The following is a 20,186-nucleotide window of genomic DNA, read 5'->3' as shown; positions in this document are numbered from 1 at the left end:
TTTTTTCAGGCCAGCGGCTTGAATTGGTAACCACTGCCCGCCGCTTCCAGGGTGCCCATGGCGGGCGCGGGGAAGTGGAAGCCGCCCATGGTGGTCTTGTCTTTGACCAACATGTCAAACACGCGACGGCGCGTCTGGCGCGCCATCTCGGCGTCCATGTCGAAGGCGACGGCCCAGTCGGGGCTGCGGGCAAACAGCGAGGGGATGTTGGTCACGTCGGCCACATACACAAAATGCTGGTCCTGCGAGCTGACGCGGAACACACACATGCCCGGCGTGTGGCCAAACGCGGCCTCGGCACGGATGCCGGGGGCCAGCTCGGCGCCAGGCTCGAAGCGCACGATCTGGTCGGCGGCAAAACTGCCCATCACCCGGCGAGCGTTTTCAAACGCGCCTTTGGCCGCTGGCGGCGCAGCATTCATCTTGGTGTCGTCGAACCAGAAAGCGTGTTCGGGCGCCGGCACGTGCAGTTTGGCCTTGGGGAACATGGCCGAACCATCCTTCTTGCGCAGGCCGTTGATGTGATCACCGTGGTAGTGGCTGATGATGACGTGGTCGATGTCCTCGGGTTTGTAGCCGGCCGCCGCCAGGTTGACGGTCAAGCGGCCGGTGGTGGGCGGGCCGTTGTCGGCGAAACCCGTGTCGATGAGGAACTTGGTGTTGCCGCTGACGATGAGGTAGGGCGTGAAGGGAATGTCCACGTAGTCGGTGGGCAGGTTTTGCGAGGCCAGCATGGCCTTGACCTGTTCCAGTGGCGCGTTGCGCACAAACTCTTCGCCCAGCGGCCGGCGCAAGGCACCGTCGTTGAGGGCGATGACTTCCATGGCCCCCACCTTCAAACGCTTGTAGCCAGTGGCAGGCAGCGTAGGCGCCCCAAAATTGGGCGCAGCCTGCGACCAAACGGAGGAGAAAGTCAGCCCGGTCGCACCGGCGATGCCGGCGCCCAGAAAATGTCGTCTGTCCATGGTCGAAAGTCTCCAGAAGCAAAGGGTTGGGGGGCGAACGGCTTGAAGATTAACGGCCCCAGCCCCTGAACTGAACGAACCAGTTCAATAGTTGACCCGTGGGTCAGGTTTTTGCATCCGTCCGTCAGCCGGCCAGCAACTGCGACTCGGCCAGCGCCAGCGCCGTGGGTTTGCCCGACAGCACCAGGGTGTCGCCGCCCTGCAGCAACAGCGTGTCGTCAACAGCCGCCGGCTTGCCATTGGCGCGTCGCACGCTGATGACCTGAACGCCCGTGGCGTGCAGCGCCAGCGCACTGAGCAACTTGCCGTGCATCCGGCCCGCCAGGGGCAAGGCCACGGTGGTCAGGCGCTCCTGATCCACATCGTCGCTGTCGCTGTCGTCGGCGCCGTGAAAGTAGCCACGCAGCAGGCCATAACGGGCGTCGCGCTGTTCCTGCACCACCCGGATCACCCGCCGCATGGGCACGCCCACCAGGGCGAGGGCGTGGCTGGCCAGCATCAGGCTGGCCTCGATGGCCTCGGGCACCACCTCGGTGGCACCGGCTTGTTGCAGCTTGGCCAGATCGCGGTCATCGACCGTGCGCACCACCACCGGCACCTGCGGCGCATGCTCTCGGGCACTTGCCAACACTTTGACGGCGCTGGGGGTGTCCAGGTAGGTCACCACCACCGCGCTGGCGCGGTGCAGGCCGGCAGCCATCAGGGCCTGCAGGCGGGAGGCGTCACCAAACACCACACTCTGGCCGGCAGCGGCGGCCTGGCGCACGCGGTCGGGGTCGAGGTCCAGCGCCATGTAGGGAATGCCTTCGCCTTCCAGCAAACGCGCCAGGTTCTGCCCGCAACGGCCATAGCCGCAGATGATGACGTGTTTGTCGGCGCTGATGGACTTGCGCGCGATGCTGGTCATCTGCACCGACTGCATCAGCCAGTCGCTGCCCACCAGCCGGGTAACGATGGGATTGGCGTACATGATGACAAAAGGCGTGAACAACATGGACAAGACCATGGACGCCAGGATGGGGTTGAACAGCTCGGGCGGCACCAGGTTGTGCTGGCCCGCCAGCGCCAGCAGCACCAGCCCGAACTCGCCCGCCTGCGCCAGGTACAGGCCGACCCGCAAGGCCACCCCGTTCGAGGCGCCGAACAGCCGCGCCAGTCCGGTGATCATCACCAGCTTGAAGCCGATGGACAAGGACAGCAGGAGCAGCACCAGTGGCCAGCGCTCGACCAGAATGCGCCAGTCCAGCATCATGCCGATGGTGATGAAAAACAGGCCCAGCAGCACATCGTGAAATGGCCGGATGTCGGTCTCCACCTGGTGCTTGTATTCGGTTTCCGAGATGAGCATGCCCGCGACGAAGGCGCCCAGCGCCAGCGACAGGCCTGCGTGTTCCGTCAGCCAGGCCAGCCCCAGGGTGATGAGCAAGAGGTTGAGCATGAACAGCTCTTCGCTCTTGCGCCGCGCCACCAAGGTGAGCCACCAGCGCATGATTTTTTGCCCGCCGGTGAGCAACAGCCCCAGCAACGCGGTCGCCTTGAGCACGGCCCACCCCAGCGAGGCAAACAGCTGCTCGGGTTCGGCACCCAGCGCCGGAATGAGCACCAGCAAGGGCACCACGGCCAGATCCTGGAACAGCAGAATGCCCACCACCCGCTTGCCATGCTCGCTTTCGAGCTCCAGCCGTTCGGCCACCAGCTTGATGACGATGGCGGTGCTGCTCATGGCCATCACACCACCCAGGGCCAACGCGGTGCGCCACTCCATCTGCCACCACTGTGGCAACAGCCAGGCCAGGGCCAGCGAACCCGCCGAGGTCAGCAGCAAGGTCAACGCCACCTGCGACAAGCCCAGGCCAAACACATGCCGCTTCATGGCCCGCAACTTGGGCAGGCTGAACTCCAGGCCGATGACGAACATCAGGAACACCACCCCGAACTCGGCCAGGTAGCGGATGCCGCTGGAGTTCTGCGCCAGCGCGAGCGCATTGGGGCCGATGACCACCCCCACCACGAGGTAACCCAGGATAGGCGGCAACTTGAGCTGACGACACAGCACCACCCCCACCACAGCGGCAAGCAGGTACAGCAGCGTCAGGTCCAGGGCAGTCATGGCAAGAATGGTAACGGCTGGCGCACCCCGCCCCGGAGACCCTTGGCCGATAATCGGCGCCATGACAAGCCCCACTTCAAGCTTCAACCCTGAACGTGCGCTGAGCATGGCCCGCGAGGCATTGGACATCGAGGCACAGGCGGTGCAGGCCCTGGGTCAGCGCCTGGGCGACGGTTTTGTGCTGGCGGTCACCACGGTGCTGGGCAGCCAGGGCCGGGTGGTGGTGATGGGCATGGGCAAAAGTGGCCACGTGGGCCGCAAGATCGCGGCCACCCTGGCCTCCACCGGCACCCCCGCCATGTTTGTGCACCCAGCCGAAGCCAGCCACGGCGACCTGGGCATGGTGACCCCCGGCGACGTGGTGCTGGCCATCAGCAACAGTGGCGAAAGCGAAGAACTCACCGTGCTGCTGCCCCTGATCAAACGCATGGGTGTGCCGCTGCTGGCCATGACGGGTAAACCCGGCTCCAGCCTGGGCCGCCACGCCGACGTGGTGCTCGACAGCGGCGTGGACCGCGAAGCCTGCCCCCACAACCTGGCCCCCACCGCCAGCACCACCGCCCAACTGGCCCTGGGCGATGCACTGGCCATGGCGTTGTTGGACGCACGGGGTTTTCGCCCCAACGACTTTGCGCGCTCCCACCCCGGCGGGGCGCTGGGGCGCAAACTCCTGACCCACGTGCGCGACGTGATGCGCAGCGGCGACGCCGTGCCGCGCGTGCCCCTGAGCGCCACCCTGATGGACCTGATGCGTGAAATCAGCGCCAAGGGCCTGGGCGCTGGTGCCGTGGTGGACGAAGCGGGTGTGCCCGTGGGCATCTTTACCGACGGCGACCTGCGCCGTCTGATTGAAAAAGGTGTGGACCTGCGCAGCGCCATGGCACGTGAGGTGATGCACGCGAACCCGCGCACCGTGCGCGACGAGGCCCTGGCCGCCAGCGCCGCCGAGTTGATGGAGCAGCACCGCATCAACAGCGTGCTGGTGGTGGATGCCGCCGGCAAACTGTGCGGCGCACTCAACAGCCACGACCTGATGCGCGCCAAGGTGATCTGATGCCCCCCAATCTGACCTTCCCGCCCGAACTGCTGCTGCGCGCCCAGCCGGTCAAAGTGGTGTTTTTCGATGTCGATGGCGTGCTCACCGATGGTGGCCTGTATTTCACCGAACACGGTGAAACCATGAAGCGCTTCCACACGCTGGATGGCCACGGCATCAAGCTGCTGCAACGCGTCGGCATCACACCGGCCGTCATCACCGGACGCGACTCGCCCGCCCTGCGCCTGCGCCTCAAAGCCCTGGGCGTGACGCACGCGCGCTTTGGCACGGAGGACAAACGTCCCGCCGCCGAAGCCCTGCTGGCCGAACTGGGACTGGACTGGACCCAGGCGGCCGCCATGGGCGACGACTGGCCCGATCTGCCCATGCTGCGCCGCTGTGCCTTGGCCTGTGTGCCCCCTGGCGCCCAGGCCGAAGTGCTGGCCGTGGCCCACCACATCACCCGCGCTGCGGGCGGCCAAGGCGCGGTGCGCGAGTGCTGCGACCTGCTGCTGGTGGCCAGCGGCCAATACGCCCGCCTGCTGGGCGAGGCGGCCCAATGAACACGGTTGCCGCTGCGCCCTGGGGCCGCCAGTTGCGCCGTGGCTGGGACCGCCTGAGCATCTATCTGCCGGTGGTGCTCATGGGCCTGCTGGCCCTGGGCTCGTACTGGCTGCTGCGCGCCACACCCGAACCCGAGTTGACCAGCATCGAACGGCCCCCCCAACACGAGCCCGACTACTTCATGCGCGGCTTTGCCGTGCGCAGCTTCGCGCCCGACGGCGGTTTGCGGTCGGAGGTGAAGGGTACGGAGGCGCGCCACTACCCCGACACCGACAGCACCGAAATCGACCAGGCCCGCATACGCACCCAGCCGCCCGGCAGCACGCTGACCACCGCACGCGCCGACCGCGTGACCAGCAACGCCGACCAAACCGAGTACGTGCTGCGCGGCAACGCCGTGGTGGTGCGTGAAGCTGCTGGCGCCAACCGCCCGCGGCTGGAATTCAACGGCGAGCATCTGCGGGTGCTGACCGGCGAGCGCCGTGTGACGTCCGAGCAACCGGTGGTGCTGTTGCGCGGCCGCGATCAGATCCGGGCCAACACACTCGATTTCCGCGAGGCCACCGGCGTGGCGTTGTTGCAGGGCCGGGTGCAGGCCACACTGCAGGCCCGGCCATGAACGCGGCAGCCCCACTGCTCTACATCACCGGCGCCTCCAGCGGCATCGGCCAGGCCCTGGCCGCGCGCTACGCCCAGGCCGGCTACCGCCTGGCCCTGGTGGCACGGCGGGTTGATGCCATGCAGGACTGGGCCAACGCGCAAGGGCTGGGCCCCGACCGCTGCCGCGTCTTTGAGGCCGACATGGCGAACATCGACAGCGCTGTGGCCGCAGGCCGGCGTTGCCTGAACGACATGGGCGTGCCCGACGTGGTGGTGGCCAGCGCCGGCCAGAGCATTGGCATGGACACCACCGAACGCGAAGACCTCGACGTGATGGCCCACACCCTGGCGCTCAACAACGTGGGCACGGCCGCCGCGTTCCACCCGTTTTTGGCGGGCATGAAACAACGCGGCAGTGGCACCCTGGTGGGCGTGGCCAGTGTGGCGGCCATTCGAGGCCTGCCGGGCCACGGCGCCTACTGCGCCAGCAAAGCCGGGGTGGTGGCGTATTGCGAAAGTCTGCGCGGCGAGCTGCGCGGCAGCGGCGTCGCGGTGGTCACCATCGTGCCGGGCTACGTGGCCACACCTTTGACCGCACACAACACCTACACCATGCCCTTCCTGATGACGCCCGAGGCCTTTGCCGAGCGCGCCTTTGCCGCCATCGCCGCGCAGACGAGCTACCGCGTCATTCCGTGGCAAATGGGGGTGGCCGCCAAGCTGCTGCGGGTTTTGCCGAACCCGCTGTTTGACCGCTTGCTCAGCGGGCGCGGGCGAAAAAAGCGGCGCAGCGAATTGCCGCCCGGTTGACGGGCGTCCGCAGCGAGCGGGCAACAAAAAACCCCGACAACCTCAAACAGGTTTCGGGGTTTTTTGTGGGTGAAGCGGTATGCGCTTCACCGTTCAGAGGGCTCAGTAGCCGCCGCGGCCGCCGCCGTAGCCACCACCGCCACCACCTTCACGACGGCCACCGCCGCCGTAGGGGCTGCGGAAGCCGCCTTCGCCGCCACCACCACCACCGTAGCCGCCGCCACCGCCTTCACGGCGACCGCCGCCGAAGCCGCCGCCGCCAGTGCGGGGAGGACGGGCTTCCATGGGACGGGCTTCGTTCACCACCAGGCTGCGACCGCCCAGCGATTGGCCGTTCATGCCGCTGATGGCGCTTTGCGCTTCAGCGTCAGAGCCCATTTCCACGAAACCAAAGCCTTTGGAACGGCCGGTGTCGCGCTCCATCATGACCTTGGCGCTGTTGACATTGCCAAAAGCGCCGAATGCCTGTTGCAGGTCTTCGTCGCGCACGGTGTATGGCAGGTTGCCAACGTACAGTTTGTTGCCCATCAAGGGACTCCTCAAGAAACACAAAGAGAAAAAAAGCGATGGAGTCCCGAAAGCACACCCACGATAAAACGCTGTAGCACGCGAAACTGTCCGATCACTGATCACACAGGTAAACCTGTGCTTAACAATTATGCGCGTTGCCCAGGAAATTGGGCCTTTTTTTTAGACGATCGGCCCCAGAGGGTCGCTGCGACTCGGGTTTGCCCCGGGAAGACCCGGTTTTTTGCGTTGTGAAACCGCAACGACGGGCCGTCAGCCAGCCGACGTGCGGCGGTACACCACCTGGTAGGTCAGGGCCACCAACACGCTGCCGCCCATGAGGTTGCCCGCGATCACGGGGCCCAAATTGGCCAACATGCCCCACACCGTGACCGCAGCCTGACCAGGCGCCGGATCGGCGCTTGCCTGCAACAACATGGCCAGCGGAAACCAGTACATGTTGGCGATGCTGTGCTCGAAACCAGCGGCCACAAACGCGGCCACCGGCGGCACGATGGCCACCGCCTTGTCCACCACGCTGCGCCCGGCCATGGCCATCCACACGGCCAGGCACACCAGCACGTTGCACAAGACGCCCCTGAAAAACGCCGTCCAGGGCGACAAGTCCTGCTTGGCCAGGGCGATGGCCACCACCTGGCGCCCAATGGCACCCCCGTTCATCTGCCAATGGCCACTGAGGTAGACAAGCACCGCCAGCCCGGCGGCCCCCACGAAGTTGGCCAGACACACCAGCACCCAGTTGCGAAGCACCTCGCGGGTGCTGATCTGCCCCGCCGCCCAGGCCATGGCCAGCAGGTTGTTGCCGGTGAACAGCTCGGCCCCGGCCACCACCACCAGCAGCAGGCCCAACGCAAACACCACACCGCCCAGCACCTGGGCAGTGGCAAAACCCAGCGTGGCGTCGGACTTGACCAGGGTGAAAAACACCGACCCCAGACCAATGAAGGCGCCCGCCAGCACGCCCAACATCAGCGTCTGGTGCACCGGCAGGCGGGCCTTGGTGACGCCCACACTCTGCACCCGGCGCGCCACCTCGGCCGGGGCGTAAGCGTCCAAACCGTAAATTTCAGCCATGGGCCACATGCTCCTGAATGTGTGTGCTTCTTTTATACTAGCCGCCTTGCGCCGATTTCTTCCAAATTGCGGGCGCGTTAAAAATGCCGCTAAAGAGGGGACCCCGGTCTCGCACTTTGCGGCACCGGGTTTTTTGTTTTGGGCCCTGCGCCCGAAGGTGAATTGAGCTTGAGCCTGATTGCCACGCCCCAGACGCTGCGCTTTGAGCAGCCACTGCCGCTGCGCAGCGGCGCGGTGCTGCCGGCCTACGAACTGATGTTCGAGACCTACGGCACGCTGAATGCCGACAAATCCAATGCCGTCCTCATCTGCCACGCGCTCAACGCCAGCCACCACGTGGCCGGTGTGTACCTGGACGAACACGGCCAGCCCCAAGCGCGCAGCGAAGGCTGGTGGGACAACATGATTGGCCCCGGCAAACCGGTGGACACCCACCGCTTCTTCGTCATCGGCGTGAACAACCTGGGATCGTGTTTTGGCAGCACCGGCCCCACCCACATCAACCCTGCCACCGGCCAGGCCTGGGGCGCAGATTTTCCGGTCGTCACGGTGGAAGACTGGGTCAACGCCCAGGCCCGCTTGCTGGATGCACTGGGCATCCAACAACTGGCCGCCGTGATGGGGGGCAGCCTGGGCGGCATGCAAACCTTGAGCTGGACGCTGCAGTACCCCGAGCGCGTGCGCCATGCGGTGGTGGTGGCCAGCGCGCCCAACCTCACGGCCGAGAACATCGCCTTCAACGAAGTGGCGCGCCGCGCCATCGTGACCGACCCCGACTTCCACGGCGGCCACTACCTGCGCGAGGGCACCCTGCCCCGGCGTGGCCTGCGCATCGCTCGCATGATCGGGCACATCACCTACCTCAGCGATGACGTGATGAACGAGAAGTTCGGGAGGAAATTGCGTTCGCTCGTGGACGCTGCTGGCAATGACGACACCGACGCCGAAGAGCGCACCGCCTACCGCTACACCACACAAGACATCGAGTTCCAGATCGAAAGTTACCTGCGCCACCAGGGCGACAAGTTCAGCACCTACTTCGACGCCAACACCTACTTGCTCATCACCCGCGCGCTCGACTACTTCGATCCGGCGCGCGAGCACGGCGGCCAGCTCAGCGCCGCGCTGGCACGCGCCACGGCCAGCTTCCTGCTGGTGAGCTTCACCACCGACTGGCGCTTTTCACCCGCACGCAGCCGCGAGATCGTGAAAGCCTTGCTCGACAACCGGCGCGACGTGAGCTACGCCGAAATCGACGCGCCCCACGGCCACGACGCCTTCTTGCTCGACGACCCGCGCTACCTGAACACCGTGCGGGCCTACTTTGACCGCATTGGCGCGGAGGTGAGCCCCGCCGCCGGGCCGCCCCAAGGCGGGGCAGCCCCCTTGGGGGGCAGCGACCCGCAAAGCGGCGGAGCGTGGGGGGAGGCAGCCCTATGAGCGACAAAAACGTCATGACATCCATCGCCCGCCTGGTGCCCCCCGGCTCGCGTGTGCTCGACCTCGGCTGTGGCGACGGCGCCCTGCTGGCCCACCTACAGGCCACACGCGGCTGCACCGGCTACGGTGTAGAGATCGACGACACCAAACTGCTGGCCTGTGTGCAGCGCGGCGTGAACGTGCTGCAGTTCAACCTCGACGAAGGCCTGGCCATGTTTGGCGACAACAGCTTCGACGTGGTGCTGCAGATCGACACCCTGCAGCACCTGCGCAACGCCGAAGTGATGCTGCGCGAAACCGCGCGCGTGGGCCGCATTGGCATCGTCGCCTTCCCCAACTTCGCCCACTGGCCCAACCGGCTGAGCGTGCTCAGCGGCCGCATGCCCGTGACCAAGCGCCTGCCCTACCAGTGGTACGACACGCCCAACATCCGCGTCGGCACGCACGCCGACTTTGAAGTCCTGGCCCGGCGCAACGGCCTGCAGATCGAAGACAGCTTCGGCCTGCACGAAGGGCAGGAGGTGCGCGTCCTGCCCAATTTGCGGGCCAGCACGGCCGTGTTCAGGTTGTCCAACGGGCGTTGACACATTTTCTTTTGGGCACACCCATGAGCACGTCCTTCCAGCCCGTCATCCACAGCCTGCTGGAGACCGACCTCTACAAGTTCACGATGTGGCAGGCGCTGCTGCACCGTTTCCCCACCAACCAGTCCGAGTACCGCTTTGTCTGCCGCAACCCGCCGACCTTTGCGCTGGCCACCCTGGCCGACGAGGTCAACCAGCAGTTGGACTGGTTGTGCAGCCTGCGATTTGCCCCGGATGAGCTGAGCTACCTGGCGCAGCTGCGCTACATCAAACCCGACTTTGTCCAGTTTCTGCGCATCTTCCAGCTGCACCGACCCTTCATCGAGGCGTGTGCCGAAGGCGAACACCTGGTCATCACCGCCAAGGGCCCGCAGGTCCATGTGCTGCCGTTTGAAATTTATGTGCTGGCCATCGTCAACGAGCTGTACTTCCGCCGCATGGCGGTGCCCGACATGGGCGTGGGCCGCCAGCGCCTGAAGGACAAAATCCAGCTGTTGCGCGACGCGCTGGCACAGAGCCCCCGACGGCACGCTTTCTCACTGGCGGACTTCGGCCTGCGTCGGCGCTTCAGTGGCGAGTGGCACGACGAGGTGGTGGCCACGCTCAAAGCCGAACTGCCCGAACACTTCGGTGGCACCTCCAACGTGCACCTGGCCCAAAAGCATGGCCTCGCGCCCATCGGCACCATGGCGCACGAGTACCTGCAAACCTTCCAATCGGTGGGTGTGCAGCTCAAGCAATTCCAGAAGGCCGCGTTCGAGGCCTGGGTGCAGGAGTACCGGGGCGACCTCGGCATTGCCCTCACCGATGTGGTGGGCATGGACGCTTTCCTGGCCGACTTCGACCTCTACTTCGCCAAGCTGTTCGACGGCCTGCGCCACGATTCGGGCGACCCCTTCGTCTGGGGCGAAAAGGCGTTGGCGCACTACGCCAAGCTGCGCATCGACGCCCACAGCAAACGCCTGACCTTCTCCGACAGCCTGGACATGCCCAAGGCCATTGCGCTGTACCAGCACTTCGGCGACCGCGTGCAGACCGGCTTTGGCATTGGCACCAACCTCACCAACGACGTGGGACCCGAGCCGCTGCACATCGTCATGAAACTGGTGCGCTGCAACGACCAGCCCGTGGCCAAACTGGCCGACAGCCCCGGCAAAACCCTCTGCGAAGACGACACCTTTCTGGCCTACCTGCGCCAGGTGTTCGACAAACACGACTGAGCAGGTCTCTCACACCGCTTTGCGCAGTGCCTGATCGATGTCCCAGAGGATGTCCTCCACGTCCTCGATGCCCACGCTCAGGCGCACCATGTCGGGCCCGACGCCGGCCTTCTTCAACTCCTCTTCGCTCAACTGCCGGTGGGTGGTGGAGGCGGGGTGTATGACCAGGGTTTTGGCGTCGCCGATGTTGGCCAGGTGGCTCAGAAACTCGCAGGCGTCGATGAAACGTTCGCCCGCGCGGGCCGGGTCGTCGGCCTTGATGCCGAAGGTGAGGATGCCCGAGCAGCCGGGCGCCCCGTCGATGGCGCGGAACTGTTTTTTCGCCAGCGCGTGGTGCGGTGAATCGCTCAGGCCGGGGTAGTTGACCCAGGCCACCAGCGGGTGCTCGCGCAGGAACTCGGCCACGCGCACCGCGTTGCGGCAATGCGCCAACATGCGCAGGTGCAGCGTCTCGATGCCTTGCAGGATGAGCCAAGCATTGAGCGGCGAGAGCACGGCGCCGAAGGTGCGGTTGACCTCCAGCCGCGCCTTCATGGTGTAGCCGAAGTCGCCAAAGGTCTCGTAGAACTTGACGCCGTGGTAGGCGCGGCTGGGCTCGATCAGGTCGGGAAAGTTGCCGTTGGCCCAGTTGAACTTGCCCGACTCCACCACCACACCGGCCATGGTGGTGCCGTGGCCGCCCAGGTATTTGGTGGCGCTGTGGACCACGATGTCGGCGCCGAAGGCAAAGGGGTTGCACAGGTAGGGCGAGGCCACGGTGTTGTCGATCACCAGCGGCACGCCGTGTTCGTGCGCCACCGCGGCCACGGCCTCGATGTCGAACACGTTGACCAGCGGGTTGCCCAGCGTTTCGCCATACACCGCACGGGTATTGGGCCGCATGGCGCGGCGGAAGTTGTCGGGGTCGGCCGGGTCCACAAAGGTGGTGTGTATGCCCAGCCGCTCAAAGCCCAGGCCCAGCTGACCCACGCTGCCGCCGTACAGGGTGGACGCGGCCACGATGTGGTCGCCCGCCTTGAGGATGGCCAACAGCGCCGTCATTTGCGCGGCCATGCCGCTGGCGCAGGCCAGGGCGGCGCGCCCACCTTCTAGGCTGGCCACGCGCTCTTCCAGCACCGCCACCGTGGGGTTGCTGATGCGACTGTAGACGTTGCCAAAGGTCTGCAGGTTGAACAGGCTGGACGCGTGTTCGGCGTTGTCGAACACGAAGCTGGTGGTCTGGTGGATGGGTGTGGCGCGCGCGCCGGTGACGGGGTCGGGGATGGCACCGGCGTGGATGGCACGGGTGCCAAAACCGTAATCACGGTCGCGGTTGTGATCTTGGGCCATGGGGTCAGTAAGGAAGGACGTGGGGCCGTTTGGCCGAGATGACGCGGGTGTTGACGCCGGCCCAATTCAGGCCGCCGAACAGGCGGGCGTGTTCGATCTTGACGCAGCGGTCTTCGATGACGGTGAGGCCGGCGTGGCGCGCCTTTTGCGCCGCCGTTTCGTTGAAGATGCCGAGCTGCAACCAAAGGCACTTGGTGCCGATGGCGATGGCCTCGTCGGCAAGGGGTGGGATGTCCTCGCTTTTGCGGAAGCAGTCCACCATGTCGATTTTTCGGCCTTGTGCGGCCAACGCGGCAGCGGCTTCCGTGACACTCGCAAAACAGCGCTCACCCAAAATCTCGCCGGTCTCACGCGCCACCACGGGGTTGACCGGCACGATGTGATAGCCGTGGCTTTGCATGTACTTGGCCGCAAAGAAACTGGGCCGGTGCCACTGCGGTGACAGCCCCACCACGGCGATGGTGGGGCACTCGGCCAGCACGGTGCGAAGGGTCTGGATGTCGCTCATGGCTGCAGTGTACGCAGCCACCACAGCCCCCTCAACCCACTGCCGACTTGTACTTGATGCTGCAGCCGTAGGCCTGGTTTTGTGCCACGCTGATGGGCTTGCCCGCCAACAATTCGTTCAAGCCCTGGCGCACGAAGTTGGTGGCCTTGTCGATGTCGCTCACGCGGGCCGAGGAGATGCTGTCGATGGCGCCCGCATAGGCCAGTCGGCCTTGCGCGTTGACGATGTACATGTGCGGCGTGACGCGGGCGTTGTAGGCCTTGCCCACGGTGCCTTCTTCGTCCATGAGCACGGCGGTGGGTGCGGCCTTCTGCTCGGCCATCCAGCGCGCCAGTTGGGGCGGGGTTTTGTAATCGGCGCTGGCGTCTTCGGTGGAGTTGATGGCCAGCCACACCACGCCCTTGGCGGTGAACTCTTTTTGCAGCGCCTGCAGGTTGCCCTGGTAGTGTTTGCGCACAAAAGGGCAGCCGGTGAAAGCGGGGTTTGGAGGGCGCGTTCATGGGTGGTGGATATGTCCCGCACCTGCGGGCGCCCCATTTCTAAGTCCATTTTGGTGCTGCATTAAGCTATATTTTATAAAATGCTCAACAACGAAACCCGACGATTTCTGATTTTTTCTCTGATTTATAAGAGTTTTCCCTATATTCCCGATTTCAATCTTTTATAAAATAAAATCGATTCATCAACCTCCGGACTGTCCATGACACAGAAAACCTACGACACCCACCGGGAACACGTGGCGGGCCGCGCCGACGTGGCGGACACCCCCGAGCTGGTGGCCTACTACCAGGCGCTGGAACGGCTGCAGACCGGGGCGCTGTGGACCGTGGCCAACAAGATCGAACCATGGCAGCCGCGCTCCGACTCGGTGCCCGTGCTGTGGCGCTACCGCGAACTGCGCGAGCATGTGCTGCGCTCGGTGGCGCTCGTCACTCCGGAGAAGGCCGGGCGGCGCGTGATCTACCTGGACAACCCCGGGCGGCGCGAGATGGCGGCGGCTGTGGGCTGGCTGTATTCGGGCCTGCAGGTCATGCACCCAGGCGAGCGGGCCTCGGCGCACGCACACTCGTCCTCGGCGCTGCGCTTCATCATGGAGGGTCGCGGCGCCTACACCATCGTGGACGGCCACAAGATGACGCTGGGCACCAACGACTTCGTGCTCACGCCCAACGGCACCTGGCACGAACACGGCGTGGAGGCCGACGGCCTGCCCTGCATCTGGCAGGACGGCCTGGACATCCCGCTGGTAAACGCGCTGGAGGCGGGCTTCTACGCCGTACACCCGGACCTGCAGCAGGCCGTGGGCTACCCTGTCGATGACGCCGCCGACATCTGGGGCGCGGCCGGCTTGCGGCCGCAGAACGTGAACTGGAACAAGCCCTATTCGCCGCTGTTCAAGTACCAGTGGGCGCCGACCTACGAGGCCCTGCTGCGCCTGTCCAAGGCGCGGGAGGACAACCCCTTCGACGGCGCGCTGATGCACTACACCAACCCGGCCAGCGGCGGCCACGTCATGGCCACCACGGGCGCCAGCATGCAACTGCTGCGCCCGGGCTTCGCCGGCAAGGCTCACCGCCACACCGGCAGCTTCCTCTACCAAGTCGCCAAGGGCAGCGGCCACTCTGTCATCAACGGCCTGCGCTTTGACTGGCAGGAGCGCGACATCTTCTGCGTGCCCTCCTGGGCCTGGCACGAGCACGCCAACGCTTCCCAGACCGAGGACGCCTGCCTGTTCTGCTTCAACGACCTGCCGGTGATGGAAAAACTGGGCCTGTACCGCGAGGAGGCACTGATCGACAACGGCGGGCACCAGCCGGTGCTGCCGCCGGCCTGAGCCCCCCAATCCCCTTCCCCACTCATCCACCTTTTCCGGAGACCCACCAGATATGCGCCTCGTCACCTACCGCGCCAACGTGAGCACCGCCGCCCGTCTGGGCGCCATCGTGGACGACCTCGTGGTCGACCTGCAGCGCCTGGGCGCACACGCCGGCCAGGCGATTCCCGACGACATCCTGGCCTTCATCGACCTGGGCCCACACGCGGTGGCCACCACCACCGCGCTACTGGCCAAGCACAAGGGCGGCTGGCCGCTGGACACCAGTCTGCCGCTGGCCAACGTCAGGCTGCTCGCGCCCATCCCGCGCCCGCGCAAGAACCTCTTCGGCATCGGCCTGAACTACGTCGAGCACGTCGCGGAATCCAGCCGCACGCTGGACACCTCCAGCGACCTGCCCAAGCAGCCCGTGATCTTCTCCAAGCCGCCGACCACGGTGATCGGCCCCGGCGACGCGATCGAGCACAACGGCGCCATCACCCAGCAACTGGACTGGGAGGTGGAGCTGGCGGTGGTCATGGGCCGGCGCGCCAGGCGCGTGGGCGAGGCCCAGGCCATGGAGCACGTGTTCGGCTACACCGTGGTCAACGACATCAGCGCGCGCGATAACCGCCGCGCCGGCCAGTGGATCTACTCCAAGGGGCAGGACACCTACGCACCCATGGGCCCGGTCATCGTCACCGCCGACGAAATCGCCGACCCGCACGACTTGAACCTGGGCCTGAAAGTCAATGGCGTCGAGAAGCAGAACTCCAACACCCGCCACCTGCTGTTCAAGATCCCGGCGCTGATCGCCGACATCAGCGCCGGCATCACGCTGGAGCCGGGCGACGTCATTGCCACCGGCACGCCATCGGGCGTGGGCGCCGGCCGCACGCCGCAGGAATGGCTATGGCCCGGCGACGTCGTCGAGGCCTGGGTCGAGCACATCGGCACGCTGCGCAATCCCGTCGTCGCCGTCTGACGGCGCCCTCCCCCGGCATGGCCGCGCGACATGCCGCTTCCCCACCCCATTTCACCAAAGAGGAGACTTCATGTTCAGGAAACTGTGCGTCGCCGCATCGACGGCATCCCTGGCAGCCGCAGCCGCAGCCGCAGCCGCAGCCGCCGACCCCGTCAAGATCGGTTTTATCACCACCCTGTCCACCCCCGCCGGCTACATCGGCGAGGACCTGCGTGACGGCTTCAACCTGGCGGTCAAGCAAGGCGGTGGAAAGCTCGGCGGCGTGCCGGTCGAGCTCGTGGTCGAAGACGACGGCCTCAAGCCCGCCAGCGCCAAGCAGGCGGCCGACCGCATGGTGCAGTCGGGCATACGGCTGTACACCGGCGTGAACTTCTCCAACGTACTGGCCGCCGTGGTGCCCGGCGTGACCAAGGCGGGCTACACCTACATCAGCACCAACCCCGGCCCCTCGGTGTTCGCCGGGGAGAAGTGCGACCCCAACTACTTCGTCGCCTCCTACCAGAACGATGCCTACCACACCGCCGGCGGTATCGCAGCCAACGAACTGGGCTTCAAACGCGTGGCCATCCTGGCGCCTAACTACCAGGCAGGGCGCGATGCGCTGGCCGGCTTCAAGCGCACCTTCAAGGGTGAGGTGCTGGCCGAGGTCTACACCAAGCTCGATCAGTCCGACTTTTCGGTCGAGATCGCGCGCATCCGCTCGCTTGCGCCGGACGCGATCTACCAATTCCACCCCGGCGGCGCCGGCATCAACTTCGCCAAGCAGTACGGCAACGCCGGCCTGGGCAAGACCATCCCCATGCTGATGCCGGGCTTCTCGATGGACGCGCGCATGCTGACCGCCACCGGCACAGCGTCTGAGGGCTTCTACACCACCGGCATCTGGTCGGTGGCCATGGACAACCCGGGCACCAGGAAGTTCGTGCAGGACTTCAAGACCACCTACAACCGCATCCCGACCGACTACGCGATGCAGGCTTACGACACCGCGCAGTGGATCGCCTCGGGGCTCAAGGCCGTCGATGGCGACCTGACCAAGAACGCCGCCTTCCGCGCCGCTTTGCGCAAGGCCGACTTCAGCTCGCTGCGCGGCAAGTTCGCACTCAACACCAACCAGCACCCGATCCAGGACCTGTACCTGATGCGTATCGAGAAGGCCGCTGGCGGTGAACTCGCGCCCAAGGTCGTGCGCAAGATCGTCAGCGACGACCGCGACAGCTACGCCGAAGCCTGCAAGATGCCATCATGACACTGCTGCTCGAACAGGTCCTGAACGGGCTGCAGTTCGGGGCCATGCTGTTTATGCTGGCCTCAGGCCTCACGCTCATCTTCGGCATCATGGGCGTCGTCAACCTGACCCACGGCTCGTTCTACATGGTCGGCGCCTACTGCGCGGCCTTCGCGCTGGGCAAAACCAACTCCTTTGCCGCCGCCACCGTGGCCGCACTGCTGGGTGCCGGCGGCTACGGCCTGCTGGTGGAGTTCACCGTGATCCGGCACCTGTACCAGCGCGACCACCTCTACCAGGTGCTGGCCACCTTCGGCCTGATCCTGTTCACCAACGAGGCCGTCAGCCTGCTGTTCGGCCGCCGCCCGCCGCTGGTGGACACGCCGGCTATCCTGTCGGGCGCGGTGACGCTGGCGCCGGGCCTGCAATACCCGGTGATGCGACTGGCCTTCATCGGCATCGGCGCGCTGGTCGCACTGGGGCTGTGGTTCCTGGTCAACCGAACGCGCGTGGGCATGCTGGTGCGCGCCGGCGCTGACGACCGCGAAATGGTCGATGCCCTGGGTGTGGACATCCGGCGGCTGTACACGCTGGTGTTCGGCCTGGGCGCGCTGCTGTGCGGCCTGGCCGGCGTGATGGCCGCGCCGCTGCTGGCGGTGGAAATCGGCATGGGCGAGCGCGTGCTCATCACCACCTTCGTGGTGATCGTCATCGGCGGCGTCGGCTCGGTGCGCGGCGCCATGGCCGGCGCGCTGCTGGTGGGCATGGTGGACAGCCTGGGGCGGGCCTTCCTGCCCTCGCTGCTGGACCGGATGTTGGCCCCTCAGATCGCCACGCCCCTGGCCGCCGGCCTGGCCTCGGCCTCCATCTACGCGCTCATGGCGGTGATCCTGATCGTCCGGCCGCAAGGGCTTTTCCCAGCTCGACCCTGAACCCCCATGCTTCCCATGCCCCGCAACACATCCTTTCGCACCTGGGTCGGCCTGGGCGGCCTGCTCCTGCTGGCGCTGCTGCCCCTGGGCGCCGGCCTGGCGGACACGCCCTACGCGGTCAACCTAGCCACGCGCTTTCTGATTTACGGCATAGCCGCCGTTTCGCTGGACCTGATCCTTGGCTACGGCGCCATGGTCAGTTTCGGCCACGCCATGTTCTTCGGCCTCGGCGGCTACGTGGTGGCCATCGTCGCGCACCACGCGCTCGAAGCCGGGCCGCTGCTGGGCTGGGGCGGCTCCATGCAGGGGCTGGTGGTATGGCCCATAGCGCTGGCATGCTGCGGCATGCTCGGCGCCGCCGTCGGCTACCTGGCGCTGCGCACGCGTGGTGTGCAGTTCATCATGATCACGCTGGCCTTTGCCCAACTGGTGTATTTCGTGTTGATGTCGCTGCAGGTCTACGGCGGCGACGACGGCTTGCTGATGTCCCAGCGCAACGCGCTGCCCGGCCTCGACCTGGACCAGCCGATCACCTTCTACTACGTCTGCCTGGCGCTGCTGGCGATCTGGACGCTGCTGTGCTCGCGCATCGTTGCCTCACGCTTCGGCATGGTGCTGCAAGCGCTGCGGCAAAGCGAGCGGCGCGCCATCAACTTGGGCGCCGCTCCCACGCCCTACCGGCTGTCGGCCTTCGTGCTGTCGGCCATGGGTACCGGACTGGCCGGCGTGCTGTGGGCCAACTACGCGGGCCTGGTCACGCCCGACATGGCTGCCTGGACGAAGTCCGGCGAGATGATGGCCATGGTCATCCTCGGCGGCGCGGGCACCTTGCTGGGCCCCATCGCCGGCGCCGCCGTGTTCCTGGGGCTGGAGCAGGCGCTCACCGCCTGGACCGAGCACTGGATGCTGGTGATGGGACCGGTACTGGTTCTGGTGGTACTGGCCGGGCGCAACGGCCTGTTCGGCCACTGGCTGGGAGGCTCACATGGCCAATGAGACGAACAGTGCGAGCAGCACGGCAGCCCCCCTGCTGCAGGTGCGCGGCCTGCGCAAGGCGTTCGGCGCGGTGCGGGCCACCGATGGCGTTGATCTGGCGCTACAGAAAGGCGAGATTCACGCCCTGATCGGCCCGAACGGTGCCGGCAAATCGACGTTGATCGCGCAACTGTGCGGCGAGCTGCAGCCCGACGCCGGCAGCATCGTCCTGGGCGGCGAAGACGTGACAGCGCTGGCGGCCTTCGCGCGAGCACGCAAGGGCCTCTCGCGTTCTTTCCAGATCACCGAGCTGTGCCCCGACTACACCGTGCTGGAGAACGTGGTCCTGTCGCTGCTGCTGACAACCGGCCGCGCCTTCCAGGCCTGGTCCAACCCGCGCCACGACCCCACCCTGACGGCATCGGCCGCGCGCTGGCTCGGTGAGGTCGGCCTGGACGATCGCGCCGGCATCCACGTGCGTGATCTGGCCCACGGCGAGAAGCGGCAACTGGAGCTGGCCGTCGCCCTGGCGCGCTCGCCCCGGCTGCTTCTGCTGGACGAGCCCATGGCCGGCATGGGCGCCGAGGAGTCGGCGCGCATGACTGCGCTACTCAACGGCCTCAAGCGCCGCTACACCATCTTGCTGGTGGAGCACGACATGGACGCGGTGTTCGCGCTGGCCGATCGCATCACGGTGCTGGTCTACGGCAAGACCATATTCACCGGCACACCGGACGAGGTGCGCAGCCACCCTGAGGTGCGTGCCGCCTACCTGGGAGAAGAAGCATGCTGACCGTGGAAGCACTCACCGGTGGCTATGGCGGCAGCCAGGTGCTGTTCGGCATGGACTTCGAGGCCGGCGCAGGGCAGGCTGTGTCCCTGATCGGGCGCAATGGCATGGGCAAGACCACCACGGTACGCACGCTGATGGGCATGCTGCCGGCGCGTGGCGGGCGCATCGTGCTGCAAGGAACCCTGCTGACCACGCTGGCGCCGCACGCGGTGGCACGCCTGGGCGTGGGCCTGGTGCCCGAGGGCCGGCGCGTGTTCGGCTCGCTGTCGGTAGAGGAAAACCTGCTGGCCACGGCGCGCAGGCCCAGCAGCGCCAAGGGCTGGACGTTCGATCGCGTGCTGACGCTGTTTCCGCGCCTGCGTGAGCGCCGCCGGCAGTCGGCGCGCACGCTCTCGGGCGGCGAGCAGCAGATGCTGGCCATCGGGCGGGCGCTCATGACCAACCCTTTGCTGCTGGTGCTCGACGAGGCCACCGAGGGGCTGGCGCCGCTGATACGCCACGAAATCTGGGACTGCCTGCGCAGCCTCAAACAAGAGGGTCTGACCATCATCGTGATCGACAAGAACCTCACCGAGATGGCCTCGCTGCTCGACCGCCATCACATCGTCGAAAAGGGTCGGGTAGTGTGGTCCGGTACGCCCGATGAACTGCGCGCGCGGTCGGACCTCGCCCACCGCTACCTGGGCATCTGA

At 66.2% G+C, this 20,186-nt stretch carries 20 protein-coding genes and 1 pseudogene; 14 read left to right on the top strand and 7 right to left on the bottom strand.

Going from position 1 to position 20,186, the window contains the following annotated elements; all coding sequences use genetic code 11:
* Window positions 1-5: 5 nt before the first annotated feature.
* Window positions 6-965: an MBL fold metallo-hydrolase gene (locus ACFQPB_RS01795; protein ID WP_382219302.1), complete on the bottom strand. Its 960-nt coding sequence runs from the start codon at window positions 963-965 to the stop codon at window positions 6-8.
* Window positions 966-1,089: 124 nt separating this feature from the next.
* Window positions 1,090-3,075 (bottom strand): monovalent cation:proton antiporter family protein, encoded by a 1,986-nt coding sequence (locus ACFQPB_RS01790; protein WP_382219300.1) that lies wholly within the window; start codon window positions 3,073-3,075, stop codon window positions 1,090-1,092.
* Window positions 3,076-3,136: 61 nt separating this feature from the next.
* Between ACFQPB_RS01790 and ACFQPB_RS01785 the strand changes: the two genes are divergently transcribed.
* From ACFQPB_RS01785 to ACFQPB_RS01770, 4 genes are read left to right on the top strand one after another with little or no spacing between them, the layout of a single operon-like run.
* Window positions 3,137-4,129 (top strand): KpsF/GutQ family sugar-phosphate isomerase, encoded by a 993-nt coding sequence (locus ACFQPB_RS01785; protein WP_382219298.1) that lies wholly within the window; start codon window positions 3,137-3,139, stop codon window positions 4,127-4,129.
* Entirely contained in the window at window positions 4,129-4,674 is a 546-nt protein-coding gene (locus ACFQPB_RS01780) for a KdsC family phosphatase (protein WP_382219297.1), read from the top strand. The genes ACFQPB_RS01785 and ACFQPB_RS01780 overlap by 1 nt, the downstream gene beginning before the upstream one ends.
* The gene (gene lptC / locus ACFQPB_RS01775; protein WP_382219295.1) at window positions 4,671-5,294 is read left to right on the top strand and encodes an LPS export ABC transporter periplasmic protein LptC; all 624 of its coding nucleotides are present in this window, start codon (window positions 4,671-4,673) and stop codon (window positions 5,292-5,294) included. The genes ACFQPB_RS01780 and lptC overlap by 4 nt, the downstream gene beginning before the upstream one ends.
* Window positions 5,291-6,085 carry an SDR family oxidoreductase gene (locus ACFQPB_RS01770; protein ID WP_382219293.1) on the top strand — a complete coding sequence of 265 codons (795 nt, stop codon included), beginning with the start codon at window positions 5,291-5,293 and terminating at the stop codon, window positions 6,083-6,085. Before lptC ends, ACFQPB_RS01770 begins: the two co-directional genes overlap by 4 nt.
* 102 nt (window positions 6,086-6,187) lie before the next feature.
* On the opposite strand, the gene ACFQPB_RS01765 is transcribed toward ACFQPB_RS01770, so the two are convergent.
* Complete coding sequence (locus ACFQPB_RS01765; protein ID WP_382202164.1) at window positions 6,188-6,613, bottom strand: RNA recognition motif domain-containing protein; 426 nt, start codon at window positions 6,611-6,613, stop codon at window positions 6,188-6,190.
* Window positions 6,614-6,865: 252 nt separating this feature from the next.
* Window positions 6,866-7,687, bottom strand: coding sequence for a formate/nitrite transporter family protein (locus tag ACFQPB_RS01760; protein ID WP_382219291.1), 822 nt, complete (start codon window positions 7,685-7,687; stop codon window positions 6,866-6,868).
* Window positions 7,688-7,855: 168 nt separating this feature from the next.
* Between ACFQPB_RS01760 and metX the strand changes: the two genes are divergently transcribed.
* The 3 genes from metX to pncB are packed head-to-tail and all read left to right on the top strand — an operon-like array spanning window position 7,856 to window position 10,931.
* Window positions 7,856-9,127: a homoserine O-succinyltransferase MetX gene (gene metX / locus ACFQPB_RS01755; RefSeq protein ID WP_382219289.1), complete on the top strand. Its 1,272-nt coding sequence runs from the start codon at window positions 7,856-7,858 to the stop codon at window positions 9,125-9,127.
* Window positions 9,124-9,711 carry a methionine biosynthesis protein MetW gene (metW, locus tag ACFQPB_RS01750; protein WP_382219287.1) on the top strand — a complete coding sequence of 196 codons (588 nt, stop codon included), beginning with the start codon at window positions 9,124-9,126 and terminating at the stop codon, window positions 9,709-9,711. Before metX ends, metW begins: the two co-directional genes overlap by 4 nt.
* A 23-nt stretch (window positions 9,712-9,734) precedes the next feature.
* Window positions 9,735-10,931 (top strand): nicotinate phosphoribosyltransferase, encoded by a 1,197-nt coding sequence (pncB, locus tag ACFQPB_RS01745; protein ID WP_382219285.1) that lies wholly within the window; start codon window positions 9,735-9,737, stop codon window positions 10,929-10,931.
* A 9-nt stretch (window positions 10,932-10,940) separates the two neighbouring features.
* Here pncB and ACFQPB_RS01740 read toward each other — a convergent pair whose 3' ends face one another.
* From ACFQPB_RS01740 to ACFQPB_RS01730, 3 genes and pseudogenes are all read right to left on the bottom strand, one after another.
* A complete protein-coding gene (locus tag ACFQPB_RS01740; RefSeq protein WP_382219283.1) occupies window positions 10,941-12,260 on the bottom strand; it encodes an O-acetylhomoserine aminocarboxypropyltransferase/cysteine synthase family protein in 1,320 nt (439 codons plus the stop codon).
* A 4-nt stretch (window positions 12,261-12,264) separates the two neighbouring features.
* The gene (locus ACFQPB_RS01735; RefSeq protein WP_382219281.1) at window positions 12,265-12,768 is read right to left on the bottom strand and encodes a CoA-binding protein; all 504 of its coding nucleotides are present in this window, start codon (window positions 12,766-12,768) and stop codon (window positions 12,265-12,267) included.
* A gap of 31 nt (window positions 12,769-12,799) precedes the next feature.
* A pseudogene (locus tag ACFQPB_RS01730) lies at window positions 12,800-13,237 on the bottom strand (redoxin domain-containing protein); the annotation flags it as partial.
* 231 nt (window positions 13,238-13,468) lie between these two features.
* Between ACFQPB_RS01730 and ACFQPB_RS01725 the strand changes: the two are divergent.
* The 7 genes from ACFQPB_RS01725 (at window position 13,469) to ACFQPB_RS01695 (ending at window position 20,186) form a co-directional block, all read left to right on the top strand.
* Window positions 13,469-14,602, top strand: a complete 1,134-nt coding sequence (locus ACFQPB_RS01725; protein WP_382219279.1) for a cupin domain-containing protein — start codon at window positions 13,469-13,471, stop codon at window positions 14,600-14,602.
* A 52-nt stretch (window positions 14,603-14,654) separates the two neighbouring features.
* The gene (locus ACFQPB_RS01720; protein ID WP_382219277.1) at window positions 14,655-15,566 is read left to right on the top strand and encodes a fumarylacetoacetate hydrolase family protein; all 912 of its coding nucleotides are present in this window, start codon (window positions 14,655-14,657) and stop codon (window positions 15,564-15,566) included.
* 70 nt (window positions 15,567-15,636) lie between these two features.
* Window positions 15,637-16,815, top strand: a complete 1,179-nt coding sequence (locus ACFQPB_RS01715) for an ABC transporter substrate-binding protein (protein ID WP_382219275.1) — start codon at window positions 15,637-15,639, stop codon at window positions 16,813-16,815.
* Entirely contained in the window at window positions 16,812-17,726 is a 915-nt protein-coding gene (locus ACFQPB_RS01710; RefSeq protein WP_382219273.1) for a branched-chain amino acid ABC transporter permease, read from the top strand. The genes ACFQPB_RS01715 and ACFQPB_RS01710 overlap by 4 nt, the downstream gene beginning before the upstream one ends.
* 6 nt (window positions 17,727-17,732) lie before the next feature.
* Window positions 17,733-18,722, top strand: a complete 990-nt coding sequence (locus tag ACFQPB_RS01705) for a branched-chain amino acid ABC transporter permease (protein ID WP_382219271.1) — start codon at window positions 17,733-17,735, stop codon at window positions 18,720-18,722.
* Window positions 18,712-19,494, top strand: coding sequence for an ABC transporter ATP-binding protein (locus tag ACFQPB_RS01700; RefSeq protein ID WP_382219269.1), 783 nt, complete (start codon window positions 18,712-18,714; stop codon window positions 19,492-19,494). Before ACFQPB_RS01705 ends, ACFQPB_RS01700 begins: the two co-directional genes overlap by 11 nt.
* Window positions 19,488-20,186 carry an ABC transporter ATP-binding protein gene (locus ACFQPB_RS01695; RefSeq protein ID WP_382219267.1) on the top strand — a complete coding sequence of 233 codons (699 nt, stop codon included), beginning with the start codon at window positions 19,488-19,490 and terminating at the stop codon, window positions 20,184-20,186. The genes ACFQPB_RS01700 and ACFQPB_RS01695 overlap by 7 nt, the downstream gene beginning before the upstream one ends.

It is taken from the genome of Hydrogenophaga atypica, assembly GCF_042665215.1.
Lineage (GTDB): Bacteria > Pseudomonadota > Gammaproteobacteria > Burkholderiales > Burkholderiaceae_C > Hydrogenophaga > Hydrogenophaga defluvii_A.
This window is presented reverse-complemented; position numbering and strand designations above follow the sequence as displayed.

Excerpts from the sequence above, each read along its gene's own strand:
- ACFQPB_RS01735 (WP_382219281.1), bottom strand. The coding sequence starts at position 12,768 with ATGAGCGACATCCAGACCCTTCGCACCGTGCTGGCCGAGTGCCCCACC.
- ACFQPB_RS01790 (WP_382219300.1), bottom strand. The coding sequence starts at position 3,075 with ATGACTGCCCTGGACCTGACGCTGCTGTACCTGCTTGCCGCTGTGGTG.
- ACFQPB_RS01715 (WP_382219275.1), top strand. The coding sequence starts at position 15,637 with ATGTTCAGGAAACTGTGCGTCGCCGCATCGACGGCATCCCTGGCAGCC.
- ACFQPB_RS01770 (WP_382219293.1), top strand. The coding sequence starts at position 5,291 with ATGAACGCGGCAGCCCCACTGCTCTACATCACCGGCGCCTCCAGCGGC.
- metW (WP_382219287.1), top strand. The coding sequence starts at position 9,124 with ATGAGCGACAAAAACGTCATGACATCCATCGCCCGCCTGGTGCCCCCC.
- ACFQPB_RS01700 (WP_382219269.1), top strand. The coding sequence starts at position 18,712 with ATGGCCAATGAGACGAACAGTGCGAGCAGCACGGCAGCCCCCCTGCTG.
- pncB (WP_382219285.1), top strand. The coding sequence starts at position 9,735 with ATGAGCACGTCCTTCCAGCCCGTCATCCACAGCCTGCTGGAGACCGAC.
- ACFQPB_RS01720 (WP_382219277.1), top strand. The coding sequence starts at position 14,655 with ATGCGCCTCGTCACCTACCGCGCCAACGTGAGCACCGCCGCCCGTCTG.
- ACFQPB_RS01765 (WP_382202164.1), bottom strand. The coding sequence starts at position 6,613 with ATGGGCAACAAACTGTACGTTGGCAACCTGCCATACACCGTGCGCGAC.
- ACFQPB_RS01760 (WP_382219291.1), bottom strand. The coding sequence starts at position 7,687 with ATGGCTGAAATTTACGGTTTGGACGCTTACGCCCCGGCCGAGGTGGCG.
- ACFQPB_RS01740 (WP_382219283.1), bottom strand. The coding sequence starts at position 12,260 with ATGGCCCAAGATCACAACCGCGACCGTGATTACGGTTTTGGCACCCGT.
- ACFQPB_RS01705 (WP_382219271.1), top strand. The coding sequence starts at position 17,733 with ATGCTTCCCATGCCCCGCAACACATCCTTTCGCACCTGGGTCGGCCTG.
- ACFQPB_RS01780 (WP_382219297.1), top strand. The coding sequence starts at position 4,129 with ATGCCCCCCAATCTGACCTTCCCGCCCGAACTGCTGCTGCGCGCCCAG.
- lptC (WP_382219295.1), top strand. The coding sequence starts at position 4,671 with ATGAACACGGTTGCCGCTGCGCCCTGGGGCCGCCAGTTGCGCCGTGGC.
- ACFQPB_RS01795 (WP_382219302.1), bottom strand. The coding sequence starts at position 965 with ATGGACAGACGACATTTTCTGGGCGCCGGCATCGCCGGTGCGACCGGG.
- ACFQPB_RS01785 (WP_382219298.1), top strand. The coding sequence starts at position 3,137 with ATGACAAGCCCCACTTCAAGCTTCAACCCTGAACGTGCGCTGAGCATG.
- ACFQPB_RS01725 (WP_382219279.1), top strand. The coding sequence starts at position 13,469 with ATGACACAGAAAACCTACGACACCCACCGGGAACACGTGGCGGGCCGC.
- ACFQPB_RS01695 (WP_382219267.1), top strand. The coding sequence starts at position 19,488 with ATGCTGACCGTGGAAGCACTCACCGGTGGCTATGGCGGCAGCCAGGTG.
- ACFQPB_RS01710 (WP_382219273.1), top strand. The coding sequence starts at position 16,812 with ATGACACTGCTGCTCGAACAGGTCCTGAACGGGCTGCAGTTCGGGGCC.